Origin of the sequence: Photorhabdus hindustanensis (genome assembly GCF_002968995.1) — a bacterium.
GTDB lineage: Bacteria > Pseudomonadota > Gammaproteobacteria > Enterobacterales > Enterobacteriaceae > Photorhabdus > Photorhabdus akhurstii.
On record NZ_PUWT01000010.1, the window covers coordinates 1 to 13,117 of the forward strand.

The window sequence follows — 13,117 nt, forward strand, 5'->3', positions numbered from 1 at the left end:
AGACAGAAGAGAGACAGATTTCAGCTTGTTCAGAGATTGGTTCCAATGGTTGTGGTGACGGAGAGTCAGACAAGGGTTGGAATAAAACGGAATATGCCTGGCGGCGATAGCGCGGCGGTCCCACCTGACCCCATGCCGAACTCAGCAGTGAAACGCCGTAGCGCCGATGGTAGTGTGGGGTCTCCCCATGTGAGAGTAGGACACTGCCAGGCTTTACTTTTAGTGTTGTGTTGCGATGAAACGCAGCATAAAGCACAAATAGCAGTGAGTAGGACAAATCTGTTGCAGATGGATTTGAGCGTCGCGAGGAGTGACGGTCCGAAGGGTGAATGGCAAGCAAGCTATTCGGTAAACTGCCAAAGTTGATATATAAGTTTTATATCGTATCAAGCGATATAAATCACAGAGAATTCGGTGGTGCGGTAGTTCAGTTGGTTAGAATACCGGCCTGTCACGCCGGGGGTCGCGGGTTCGAGCCCCGTCCGCACCGCCACCTTAATTTAGGGGCGTAGTTCAATTGGTAGAGCACCGGTCTCCAAAACCGGGTGTTGGGAGTTCGAGTCTCTCCGCCCCTGCCAGTTATAAGCTCAGCGGCAACTAAGATAGTTCATAGTAGTGGTTACCCATATATGCTGCTTAGATAAGATTATTGATAAGGCGCTGGCTTTTGGTCAGCGCCTTTTTCTATGAAGCTTTGTAAGAAAAACGGATTTGCTATTACACTAAAAATCCTTTTATGCGAACTTTTTCCCCAGAAATGGTATCACTTGGAGAATTCATTTCCAAATATCGTCTGGTTCGTAAAGCCAATGTTGCCATCGATTTGAATTCATTATAGATGCTGTTAAACGCTTTCAGTTGAATAGTCTTTCCTCAATATTATTCGATCTTGTAGCAATAAAACCTTTCTTTCTAATTATCTATTATCGAAGTGAATTCTTATAGGTAACCTTTTAGATTTTCTGGCAATTTCCATACTAGTAAAAGCTCTTCTGAACTAAGTGCCTGGAGGATATATGCGAAAGAATTTTATCTAATATTTTGATTACGAAGTTTTTTTCTTAAGAAAGGCTTGAATTGAAGGAAAGGATACCTAAAACGATAAGGTAGGAACACTATGTCTGATTCAAGTCATAATTTCAAACTATACGTAAGGATTATTTGGTAAATAAGGAGCTATATGTGGGAAGATAAAAAAGTAATCCCACTTTATGCTCTATCTGAAACTTCTTTCTCCCTTACTATTTTCATTCCTGTTTTCGTATAGTATTGCTATCCATAAGTTTTGCAGAACACATACTTACTGATTGAATGATTTATATGAAAACTTCTTAACCTCTTGCAGAAGTATGTATGATAGGTATTTTTAATAGCTGTTGAATGAATGCTTGCTGATCATTTTTTTGTAGCCATATAGCATATAATGGACGTTCAATTAGTTCAGTGTTTGGATAAGAAACCAGTTCTGGATGTTCATTTTGCCAGTGTATTGGTAAGAAGGCGGCTCCTCTTACGCTATTGAGTAGTTGGCGGGCTATATGTGCTGAGGTGGTTGTGATGATGGGTAGCTGCTCACTTTTTAAGATCCGTTGTTCCTGATGATGGAAATCAGCTCCCCATTCTAGTTTGATGTAATTTTTAATTTGGCATTTCAGATTTTCTTCTGTTGTTAATAATTTCAAGCAAATATTCCCTAATAATAGGCTTTGGAACTCATCCATTTTAGGTGGTTCGGTAGTGATTAACAGATCTAATTCACGAGAATGAAGTTGTTTAACAAGGGATTGTCGTGTAGAAACCCGAGATTCTAATCTTAATTCCTGATGTTTTTTATAGAAATCTTGTAACCAGGGGGTTAAATATGCTTCCCATAGTGATGCGGTGGCACCAATTGTTAATTCAGTATGTTGAGAAGCGTGCATGATCTCCTTTTTAGCCAACTGCCAAGTACTCATCAGTGATTCAGCATAGGGAACAAGGCGCTCTCCTGCCGCTGTAAGACGGATGTTATTGCGGTGCCGTGTGAAAAGATGGGTACCTAATTGATTTTCTAGCTGGCGTATGCGAAAGCTAACTGCTGATTGCGTCAGGTACAATGATTCGGCTGCTCTCCCAAAGTGACGAGTTTTACTGACTTCCAAGAAGGTTTTCAGTAATTCAGTGTCCACATATATCTCCAATAATATTTATCGTTAAGATTTAAATTTTTTGTTTTACAGAACGCCAGGCCTATCTAATACTCCGCGCCATAATTGGCATGATAGTAACAGTACTAGAATTAGGAGTGTGTCAGATGGCCGAAAGCTTCATCACGACTAATCGTTTTTTTGATAACAAAAATTACCCTCGAGGGTTCTCCCGTCATGGGGATTTCACCATTAAAGAGGCGCAATTGCTAGAGCGCCACGGTTATGCGTTCAATGAGTTAGATCTTGGTAAACGCGAGCCTCAAACAGAAATAGAAGAGCTGTTTGTTGCTGTTTGCCGGGGTGAACGGCAGCCTGTGACAATGGAAGAAAAAGTATGGACCAAATATCTTGCAAGGATTAGTCGTCCAAAACGTTTTCATACTCTTTCAGGCGGTAAGCCTCAGATCGATGCTTCTGATGACTATACCGACACTGATGATTAATATCATCACAAATTGTGAATATAGGGGCTTCGCCCCTTTTTCATTTCTAACCCGATTGTTTTTGTAATTGTATTAATAGCCTGTCCATACTGCGGTAGCTTAAGGCTTCCATGATATGTGGTTTTTCTATCTCTTTTTTTTCTTCTAAGTCGGCAAGTGTCCGGGATGTTCTCAGAATTCGGTGCCATGCTCGGATTGAAAGCCCTAATTTCATTAGCGTTTGTTCTAGAAATACAGCATCGTTAGGTTTGAGCTTACAAAATGCCTCGGTCTCTTTACTATTCAGATGAGCATTAATCTTTCCACAGCGTTTCAATTGTATTTCTCGCGCTGCCAGCACTCTTAATCTTACATCTTTACTGCTTTCGCTTGATCTAAGAGGGCTACTCAATGTTCCAATGGGTAACAGAGGAACTTCAATTGAGAGATCAAAACGATCCAAAAAAGGTCCAGAAAGTTTTGCCAGGTATCGCAGTATTTGCTGAGGATTACTTCGATTGTGAATTCCCTGATGGTAGCCTGTCGGGCTAGGATTCATTGCTGCGATCAACTGAACTTGAGCAGGAAAACAAACTTTTGCTCTGGCCCGGGAGATAATTATTTCCCCTGATTCCAGTGGTTCTCTGAGAGCATCAAGGACTCTGCGTTCAAATTCAGGTAGTTCATCTAGAAATAGCACCCCATTGTGAGCAAGTGAAATTTCACCGGGTTTTGGCAGCCCGCCACCGCCAACCAGTGCTGCCATTGAAGAGCTGTGATGAGGCGCTCTGAATGGGCGTGTATGCCATTGTTCAGGTGGAAGGTAGGTATCCACTAGGCTATTGATAGCGGCTACCTCAAGGGCTTCTTTGTTTGTTAATGGCGGTAATAAACTACATAGACGGCTTGCCAACATTGTTTTCCCTGTCCCTGGTGGGCCAAGTAGTAAAAGATTATGTCCGCCTGCTGCTGTGATTTCCAGTGCGCGTTTTGCTTGTTCCTGGCCAATAATATCCTGAAGATCTGGCTGTGATGGCTCTGTTAAGGGGCTATGTTGGATCGTTGTTGTCAGTAGTTGTTTTTCTCCCTGAAGGAAGTGGCAGATATGCAAGAGGTGTTCTGCCATTAACGTCTCATTCTGAGATAAGATTGCCAGCTCTATTGCGTTTTCTGTTGGTAGAATAAGTTGCCTTCCCGCTTCTCCTGCGCTGAGAGCGGCTGAAATTGCGCCGTTAACTTTTCGTAGACCACCGGATAGAGCGAGTTCACCAAGAAACTCATAATGATTTAGTGTATTGGTAGGTATTTGTTCTGAAGCGGCCAGAATAGCGATAGCGATCGGCAAATCATAACGACCACCTTCCTTGGGAAGATCTGCGGGAGCAAGATTGATGGTGATTCTTTTAGACGGATAGGTAAACCCACTGTTGATCAACGCACTTCTGACACGATCTCTTGCTTCTTTTACGGCTGTTTCAGGCAAACCAACCAAAGTTAATCCAGGTAAGCCATTACTAATATGCGCTTCAACAGTAACAATTGGGGCATGAATACCTATAGTCGCTCTGGTATAAATAACAGCGAGGGCCATCCTATTCTCCTTTGTAAGAAAGGGCATATGATGGACTGAAATTAGATAATAAATAGTTTTCTATTATTTTTTTGCGAAGCGGCTCTAATAAATATTTTGTGAAGCAACGCTAAAGATTTTTTTGAAATCATTATTAAATGATTTTTATTTTATTTTATTTTATTTGATTGATTTTTATGATTTTATCTTTTTTAACTTAGATTATAAAATTGATTATTTTTATATTCATATTATGAGGTTTTATTTAAGTCGTGTTTTTAGATTGGTTTTATTGAAATAGTTTATTTGAAATTAAAATTTATATATTTTTCACAGTGAATAAATTTAGCGTGTTATATCATTCTGATTTATTTTTAATGAGGAGTTTTTATCACCTGGGTGATTAATAATAAGATCTTTACTTTTGGTTATAGTTGAATGATTTGTTTTTTATGTTACCGCTTTGTGTGTTGTTTTGTTTATATCTAATCAGTTGGTTTTTATCACTTAAATTGGATTATTTAATAGATAAATAATCTAAATGACAAGTATTTAATTGAAAATAAACAGTATTTTTTCATATCGAATAATAAAACAAAATAAATGTTGTCAAGCTATGAAGAACGTGATAACTCTTAAATATAGATTAAACAAACGAATTAAACGACCAAGATTATGAACACATTTGTCCTAGTGATTAGCCTAATTATTGTCAGCGTGGTGGTGATTATTATCCCACCGTGCGGGGCAGCACTTGGACGAAGAAAGGCTTAGAAAAACAGCCAGATCTCTCGAAGACCCCCGCACCGAAAGGCGCGGGGGTTTTTTTTCGACAAGCAAAATCAGATAGAGACGGAAACATACAACAGAACAAAATCTTGTCTCACAGGGTAAACACAGGGGATATGAAAAATGAACGGGGCGCAGTGGGTTGTAAAAGCATTACGAACGCAGGGGATTGATAAGGTTTTCGGCTACCCTGGTGGTGCGATCATGCCGGTTTATGATGCTTTGTACGATGGTGGTGTGGAGCATTTGCTTTGTCGGCATGAGCAGGGTGCGGTTATGGCTGCAATCGGTTATGCGAGAGCCAGTGGTAAGCCGGGAGTTTGTATCGCTACATCGGGACCGGGAGCAACAAATTTAATCACTGGATTAGCCGATGCGTTGTTAGATTCTGTTCCTGTTGTTGCTATCACTGGTCAGGTTGGTTCTGAATTGATTGGAACTGATGCCTTTCAAGAAGTCGATGTTTTAGGTCTCTCCCTTGCTTGTACCAAACACAGTTTCTTAGTGGATTCACTGGAAAATTTACCTCAAATTATGGCGGAAGCCTTTTCTATTGCCACTAGTGGTCGACCTGGCCCAGTTTTGGTTGATATTCCTAAAGATATTCAGCTGAAAGAGGGGAATTTGGTTCCACATTTGGTACCCGTTGAGCAAAAAGCGCCCTGCTCGGAAAGTGAATTAGAACAAGCCCGGAAGATGATTGCGGCGGTGGCAAAGCCAGTATTGTATGTCGGTGGTGGAGTAGGAATGTCTCAAGCGGTTTCTGTTCTGCGAGATTTTGTTGTGGAAACAGGTATGCCGGTTGTTTCTACGTTGAAAGGTTTGGGAGCTGCTGATTCAGAACATCCATGTTATCTGGGCATGCTTGGGATGCATGGTTCGAAAGCGGCCAATCTTGCCGTTCAGTCATGTGATTTGTTGATTGCTGTGGGGGCTCGTTTTGATGATCGTGTGACTGGCAAACTTAATACTTTTGCTCCACGTGCAAAAGTTATTCATCTGGATATCGATCCGGCAGAGTTGGGTAAATTACGTCAGGCTCATGTGTCGTTACTGGGGGATGTGAAGGCATTATTGCCCCGTTTGCAACAACCATTGTCAATTATGCCCTGGCAGCAGGAAGTGAAATCTCTGAAAGCTGAATATCCTTGGTGTTATGACCATCAGGGGGAGAGTATCTATGCGCCTTGGTTATTGAAGCAGGTTTCAGATCGTAAAGCATGTAATACGGTTATTACTACCGATGTTGGACAGCATCAAATGTGGACAGCTCAGCATATGACTTTTGATGGACCTGAAAATTTTATTACATCTAGTGGGTTGGGCTCGATGGGATTTGGTATCCCTGCTGCGATTGGTGCTCAGATTGCTCGACCGGAAGACATGGTGATATGTGTATCTGGTGATGGTTCTTTCATGATGAATGTTCAGGAATTGGGGACAATTAAACGCAAACAATTACCAGTAAAAATTTTATTGTTGGATAACCAGCGGTTGGGAATGGTGCGGCAATGGCAGGAGCTGTTTTTTGATAAGCGATATAGCGAAACGACATTAACAGATAACCCTGATTTTGTCACATTAGCGAAAGCCTTTGATATTCCGGGGCAACATATCACGGATAAATCACAGATTAATGAAGCGCTGAATGCATTATTTGCCAGTAAGGGTCCCTATTTATTACAGGTATCTATTGAGGAATTAGAGAACGTTTGGCCGTTGGTCCCTCCCGGTGCAAGCAATGAAACTATGTTGGAGAAATCATTATGATGCAGCATCAACTTGCAATCCATGCTCGTTTCCGTCCTGAAATATTAGAGCGTATCTTACGGGTAACGCGTCATCGTGGATTTCAGATCTGTTCCATGAATATGGATCAAACAATGGATGGCGATAATGTTAATATCGAATTAATTGTCGCCAGCCAAAAACCGGTTAATTTGTTGTCTTCACAACTGGCTAAATTAGTGGATGTCGCTGGCGTCAAGATCCTGCAACAAAAATCACAACTCATACGTGCGTAACGTAGAAATAAAGGAATAAGAGAATGACGAAGCAATCCGATTACATTTGGTTCAATGGTGAGATGGTTCCTTGGGCAGATGCTAAAGTTCACGTCATGTCCCATGCTTTACATTACGGCACCTCTGTTTTTGAGGGAATTCGCTGCTATGACTCTCATAAAGGGCCCGTGGTTTTCCGTCATCGTGAGCATATGCAGCGTTTACATGATTCTGCAAAGATTTATCGCATGCCGTTGAGCCACAGTGTTGATGAATTAATGGAAGCATGTCGGGCAACTCTGCGTAAAAATAATTTAGTCAGTGCTTATATACGTCCACTAGTCTTTATCGGTGATGTTGGCATGGGAGTTAATCCACCAGCTGGCTATAAAACGGATGTTATTATCGCTGCTTTTCCTTGGGGGGCTTACCTAGGAGAAGAAGCTCTGGATCAAGGGATTGATGCGATGGTTTCTTCATGGAATCGTGCGGCGCCAAATACAATACCAACCGCGGCCAAAGCAGGTGGTAACTACCTGTCTTCACTTTTGGTAGGCAGTGAAGCCCGTCGTCGTGGATATCAAGAAGGTATTGCACTAGATGTTTATGGTTATATCTCCGAAGGTGCGGGTGAAAATCTGTTTGAGGTAAAAGATGGCATATTGTTCACGCCACCATTTACTTCATCTGCATTACCAGGAATTACCCGTGATGCCATTATCAAATTAGCCAAAGATTTGGGGCTGGAAGTGCGTGAGCAGGTATTGTCGCGCGAATCTCTGTACCTGGCTGATGAAGTTTTTATGTCAGGTACAGCGGCTGAAATCACACCTGTTCGCAGTGTTGATGATATTCAGGTTGGTATCGGTAAGTGCGGGCCTGTTACTAAGAAAATTCAACAAGCTTTCTTTGGTTTGTTTGATGGCACGACAGACGATAAATGGGGCTGGTTAGATTCGGTCAATCCTTAATAGAACTATACCTTTAATAGAACTATAAATAATTTAACGGGCGGTTCGTTCCCCGCCTGTTTTGATAACACGGGAGTGAAGATAATGCCTAAGTACCGTTCTGCCACTACGACTCATGGTCGCAATATGGCTGGAGCTCGCGCTTTATGGCGCGCGACAGGGATGACCGATGCAGATTTTGGTAAACCGATTATTGCAGTAGTTAACTCATTTACTCAGTTTGTTCCCGGGCATGTTCATTTGCGGGACTTAGGTAAACTGGTTGCTGAACAGATTGAGGCATCAGGCGGTGTTGCAAAAGAGTTCAATACCATAGCGGTGGATGACGGTATCGCAATGGGGCATGGTGGTATGCTCTATTCTCTGCCGTCACGTGAATTAATTGCTGATTCTGTTGAATATATGGTGAATGCACATTGTGCGGACGCGATGGTGTGTATTTCCAATTGTGACAAAATTACCCCAGGTATGCTGATGGCGGCATTGCGTCTGAACATTCCGGTGATTTTTGTTTCCGGTGGTCCTATGGAGGCGGGTAAAACTAAATTGTCAGATCAGATTATCAAATTGGATCTGATCGATGCCATGATCCAAGGTGCGAACCCGAATGTCAGTGATGAGGATAGTAGCCAGATTGAGCGCTCAGCTTGCCCAACCTGTGGCTCCTGCTCAGGCATGTTTACAGCTAACTCTATGAATTGTTTGACAGAAGCGTTGGGCTTGTCTCAACCGGGGAACGGTTCATTACTGGCTACTCATGCAGATCGCAAAGTGTTGTTTCTGAATGCGGGCAAACGCATTGTTGAGCTGACTAAGCGCTATTATGAACAAAATGATGATAGTGTTCTACCGCGTAGTATTGCAACGAAAGCCGCATTTGAAAATGCGATGATGTTGGATATTGCAATGGGTGGCTCAACTAATACTGTGCTTCACTTACTGGCTGCGGCGCAGGAAGGGGAAGTGGATTTCACTATGGCGGATATTGATCGTTTGTCTCGTCAGATCCCTCATCTCTGTAAGGTTGCACCAAGTACACAAAAATACCATATGGAAGATGTTCATCGTGCTGGTGGTGTGATCGGTATTTTAGGTGAGCTGGATAGAGCTGGTCTGTTGAATCGTCAGGTTAAAAATGTTTTGGGTCTGGATTTGTTACAAACGCTTAATCAGTACGATGTGATGCAGACGGCGGATGAGCCAGTAAAGGAGATGTATTCGGCAGGCCCTGCGGGTATCCGTACTACTCAGGCATTTTCGCAAGATTGTCGTTGGCCTTCATTGGATACCGACCGTGCAGAAGGGTGTATTCGCGACATTGAACATGCCTATAGTCGGGATGGTGGTCTTGCAGTTCTATTTGGTAATTTGGCTATAGATGGCTGTATTGTAAAAACTGCGGGGGTGGATAAGGACAGTCTGACGTTCCGTGGGCCAGCCAAAGTTTACGAAAGTCAGGAAGATGCGGTTGATGCGATCCTGGGTGGAAAAGTTGTTGCGGGTGATGTGGTGGTCATTCGTTATGAAGGGCCAAAAGGTGGGCCCGGCATGCAGGAAATGTTGTATCCGACGACTTATCTAAAATCTATGGGGTTAGGTAAAAGCTGTGCATTGATTACAGATGGGCGTTTTTCTGGTGGTACCTCGGGTTTGTCGATCGGCCATGTTTCTCCAGAAGCGGCTAATGGAGGGCTAATCGGTTTGGTTCAAGATGGCGATATTATTGATATTGATATTCCATTGCGGAAAATGCGACTTAATGTAGATGAAAAGGTACTTGCTACCCGTCAAGACGCTGAATTTGCCCGCGGTGATAAAGCGTGGACGCCGAAAGCTCGTGAACGTCAGGTCTCGTTTGCCTTGAGAGCCTATGCTTCATTGGCGACCAGTGCGGATAAAGGCGCTGTCCGTGATAAATCTAAGTTAGGGGGATAATCGCATGGCTGCATTTCTTCCCTTAACTTCCGCACCAAATGGTGCAGAGTATTTGAAAGCGGCATTAAGCGCACCGGTTTATGAAGTTGCTCAGGTGACTCCTTTGCAGGAAATGGAGAAAATTTCTGCCCGCTTGGGAAATACTATTTTGGTAAAGCGGGAAGATCGACAACCTGTTCACAGTTTTAAGCTCCGTGGTGCGTATGCCATGATTGCAGGTTTGACTGAGGAACAGAAAAACCGAGGAGTGATTACTGCGTCAGCCGGTAATCATGCTCAGGGGGTGGCGCTTTCCGCTAATCGTTTGGGAATTAAATCTCTGATTGTTATGCCGGTTACTACCGCGGATATTAAAGTTGATGCAGTCCGTCGTTTCGGTGGTAAGGCTCTGTTGTATGGCGCTAATTTTGATGAGGCTAAAGCTAAAGCAATAGAAATGGCACAACAGGAGGGTTATACCTTTATTCCTCCGTTTGATCATCCCGCTGTAATCGCAGGTCAGGCAACACTGGCGATGGAACTTTTACAACAGGATGTGCGCTTGGATCGCATCTTTGTACCTGTTGGTGGTGGTGGTTTGATTGCTGGCGTGGCAGTGTTGATTAAGCAACTGATGCCAGAGATTAAAGTCATTGGGGTGGAAGCGGAAGATTCAGCTTGCCTGAAAGCGGCAATGGAAGCTGGACATCCGGTAGATTTACCACGAGTTGGCTTATTTGCTGAAGGTGTTGCTGTTAAGCGTATCGGTGATGAAACATTTCGTTTGTGTCAGCAATATGTCGATGCGGTTATCACAGTGGACAGTGACGCTATTTGTGCAGCGGTAAAAGATCTGTTTGAAGATGTACGTGCGATTGCTGAGCCATCCGGCGCATTGGCACTAGCTGGATTGAAAAAGTATGTTCAGCAGTATCAGCTTAAAGGTGAACGACTGGCACATATTCTTTCTGGTGCTAATGTGAGTTTTCACGGATTGCGTTATGTCTCTGAGCGTTGTGAATTGGGCGAGCAGCGGGAAGCATTGCTGGCAGTGACTATTCCTGAACATAAAGGGAGTTTCCTGAGTTTTTGCCAGAAGTTGGGCGATCGGGTGGTAACAGAATTTAATTATCGTTATACGGATGCTGATCCTGATCAGGCTTGTCTTTTCGTTGGTGTTCGCCTGAGTCGTGGTGAGATGGAACGACGGGAAATTATCGCGGAATTGCGTACCGCAGGGTATCAGGTTGCTGATCTTTCAGATGATGAAATGGCGAAATTACATGTTCGCTATATGATCGGCGGTCGTCCATCTAAGCCATTGAAAGAGTGCTTGTTTAGTTTTGAATTTCCTGAATCGCCGGGGGCTTTATTAAAGTTCCTACAAACTTTGGGAACTTACTGGAATATTACATTATTCCATTATCGCAATTATGGTACAGATTATGGCCGGGTGTTAGCCGCATTTGAATTGTCAGGCACGGAAGTGCGTTTTAAGCGTCACCTTGATGCATTAGGTTATGCGTATCACGATGAGACGGATACCCCCGCGTTTAAATTCTTTTTAATGTGCCAGGCGTCTGAAACAACCGGAGGTTGAGCGGTGTCTTGGTAATGAAAAAACATGTTCTATGGAATGACAAAATAGCGCCTGATAAGGTGCTATTTTGACAAGATTTAATATTCACCAAGGTCTTACTGGAAAGCGCTCTATAATAAGTTCTTTGATCATTGTGCTATTTCTTTTCTCCAACCGTGGGTTTGGCCAACCAGATAAGAAGCAACAAGATTAGGAAAACAAAGCCAAATAGCCAATAAATCTCGTTAGCGGCAATAATCAATCCTTGATTGGTGACTTCACGCGCCAGAGAACTGCTAGCTTGAGCCTGTGACATCCCTAACTGTTCCATTTTCTCATAGGCTTGCTGAGCAATAGGATTATGGGGAGTTATCGATTCAGTTAACTGAACGTGGTGGACAGCTTCACGGCGGGACCACATAGTAGTGGTAATTGAAGTACCTACGGATGTTGCCAGAGTGCGTAAGAAGTTGAACAAGCTACCCGCAGAGGCAACTTTAGCGGGTTCGATATCGGATAATATAATGGCCGCTAATGGCATGATTAAACAGGCAATAGCAAAGCCTTGGATAAATTGCGGCCAGGCAGCAGTAGAAAAATCCATTGATAGTTCGAAGGTATAAGCCCGCCAAAAAAAACAGAGTGCAAAAACGATAAAGCTGAATATGACTAGATAACGCATATCGATTTTTGAACTAAAACGACCAATGATTGGTGCAAGTATTATCGGCACTATTCCCAATGGGGCCATTACCGACCCTGCCCAAGTGGCAGTATAGCCAAAGACCATTTGTAATAGTTGAGGTTGTAGAACCAGCGTGCCAATATGGAGTAAGAAGGCCAAACTAATACATAAAGTACCGATAGTAAAATTACGTGATTTAAATAGCGATAAATCAATGATCGGATCATCATCGGTCAATTCCCAAATGATCAGGAAAGTAATGGCAATAACCGCAATAATCGCTAATACAATAATCTCTGTCGAGTTGAACCAGTCAAGTTCCTTTCCTCTATCAAGCAGTAACTGAAAACAACCAACACCGGTAACCAATAAAATTAGTCCTATGCCATCAATGGGGCTGATCTTGGTTTCAGTTTCCCGATTTTTTAATAGCATCCAGGTGATAGCGATGACAGCACAGCCGACCGGGACATTGATGAGGAAAATCCACCCCCAATGATAGTTGTCACTGATCCAACCACCAAGAATGGGACCACAAACCGGAGCGACAACGATAGTCATTGACCACATTGCCAGAGCCATATTGCGTTTTAGCGGAGGATAGTTGTTGAGTAGTAAACTTTGCGAAAGGGGCATAATTGGCCCGGCTGAGATACCTTGTAGAACGCGGGAAATGATCAACATTTCTAAGCTATTGGCAATACCACACAACCAGGAAGTGATCACAAACAAGATCATTGAAACTAAGAAAACCCGGACTTCCCCAAACCGTTTTGCCAACCAGCCAGTTAATGGGATGGAGATCGCGTTAGCAACGGCGAATGAAGTAATTACCCAAGTACCTTGTGATACTGATGAGCCTAAGTCTCCAGCTATCGTTGATATTGCAACGTTGGCGATGGTCAGATCTAATATTTGTAAAAAGGCGGCTAATGCTAAAGCCAGAGTTAGCCAGCCAAGTTTGGCTCCTGATAATGGCTCTTTTAGCATGTTAA

General features: G+C 43.0%; 10 protein-coding genes, 2 tRNA genes and 1 rRNA gene. 10 read left to right on the forward strand and 3 right to left on the reverse strand.

Annotated elements, in window-relative coordinates:
* The first annotated feature begins 96 nt into the window (after positions 1–96).
* The 3 genes from rrf to C6H66_RS04515 all read left to right on the forward strand — a co-directional run bounded on the left by rrf (position 97) and on the right by C6H66_RS04515 (position 578).
* Positions 97–212: ribosomal RNA gene (rrf, locus tag C6H66_RS04505) — 5S ribosomal RNA — on the forward strand.
* 204 nt (positions 213–416) lie between these two features.
* Positions 417–493: transfer RNA gene (locus C6H66_RS04510), tRNA-Asp, on the forward strand.
* Between the two features lie 9 nt (positions 494–502).
* Positions 503–578: transfer RNA gene (locus C6H66_RS04515), tRNA-Trp, on the forward strand.
* 753 nt (positions 579–1,331) lie between these two features.
* On the opposite strand, the gene hdfR is transcribed toward C6H66_RS04515, so the two are convergent.
* The gene (hdfR, locus tag C6H66_RS04520; protein ID WP_036779608.1) at positions 1,332–2,168 is read right to left on the reverse strand and encodes an HTH-type transcriptional regulator HdfR; all 837 of its coding nucleotides are present in this window, start codon (positions 2,166–2,168) and stop codon (positions 1,332–1,334) included.
* A gap of 125 nt (positions 2,169–2,293) precedes the next feature.
* Here hdfR and C6H66_RS04525 point away from each other — a divergent pair, with 125 nt between their 5' ends.
* On the forward strand, positions 2,294–2,632 hold the full coding sequence (locus C6H66_RS04525) for a MaoP family protein (protein WP_046395390.1): 339 nt from the start codon (positions 2,294–2,296) through the stop codon (positions 2,630–2,632).
* 46 nt (positions 2,633–2,678) lie between these two features.
* Here the strand turns inward: C6H66_RS04525 and C6H66_RS04530 are convergent, their stop codons facing one another.
* Complete coding sequence (locus C6H66_RS04530) at positions 2,679–4,202, reverse strand: YifB family Mg chelatase-like AAA ATPase (RefSeq protein ID WP_046395389.1); 1,524 nt, start codon at positions 4,200–4,202, stop codon at positions 2,679–2,681.
* Between the two features lie 654 nt (positions 4,203–4,856).
* Between C6H66_RS04530 and ilvL the strand changes: the two genes are divergently transcribed.
* The 6 genes from ilvL (at position 4,857) to ilvA (ending at position 11,458) form a co-directional block, all read left to right on the forward strand.
* Positions 4,857–4,955 carry an ilv operon leader peptide gene (gene ilvL, locus C6H66_RS04535; protein ID WP_071647081.1) on the forward strand — a complete coding sequence of 33 codons (99 nt, stop codon included), beginning with the start codon at positions 4,857–4,859 and terminating at the stop codon, positions 4,953–4,955.
* Between the two features lie 138 nt (positions 4,956–5,093).
* The gene (ilvG, locus tag C6H66_RS04540; protein ID WP_105394906.1) at positions 5,094–6,740 is read left to right on the forward strand and encodes an acetolactate synthase 2 catalytic subunit; all 1,647 of its coding nucleotides are present in this window, start codon (positions 5,094–5,096) and stop codon (positions 6,738–6,740) included.
* Positions 6,737–6,994, forward strand: coding sequence for an acetolactate synthase 2 small subunit (ilvM, locus tag C6H66_RS04545; RefSeq protein WP_036779619.1), 258 nt, complete (start codon positions 6,737–6,739; stop codon positions 6,992–6,994). Before ilvG ends, ilvM begins: the two co-directional genes overlap by 4 nt.
* Positions 6,995–7,017: 23 nt before the next feature.
* Complete coding sequence (locus tag C6H66_RS04550) at positions 7,018–7,944, forward strand: branched-chain amino acid transaminase (protein WP_046395386.1); 927 nt, start codon at positions 7,018–7,020, stop codon at positions 7,942–7,944.
* A gap of 84 nt (positions 7,945–8,028) precedes the next feature.
* The gene (gene ilvD, locus C6H66_RS04555; protein ID WP_105394907.1) at positions 8,029–9,879 is read left to right on the forward strand and encodes a dihydroxy-acid dehydratase; all 1,851 of its coding nucleotides are present in this window, start codon (positions 8,029–8,031) and stop codon (positions 9,877–9,879) included.
* Between the two features lie 4 nt (positions 9,880–9,883).
* A complete protein-coding gene (gene ilvA / locus C6H66_RS04560) occupies positions 9,884–11,458 on the forward strand; it encodes a threonine ammonia-lyase, biosynthetic (protein ID WP_105394908.1) in 1,575 nt (524 codons plus the stop codon).
* A 136-nt stretch (positions 11,459–11,594) separates the two neighbouring features.
* Here ilvA and C6H66_RS04565 read toward each other — a convergent pair whose 3' ends face one another.
* A complete protein-coding gene (locus C6H66_RS04565) occupies positions 11,595–13,112 on the reverse strand; it encodes a DHA2 family efflux MFS transporter permease subunit (protein WP_105394909.1) in 1,518 nt (505 codons plus the stop codon).
* Between the last annotated feature and the right edge of the window lie 5 nt (positions 13,113–13,117).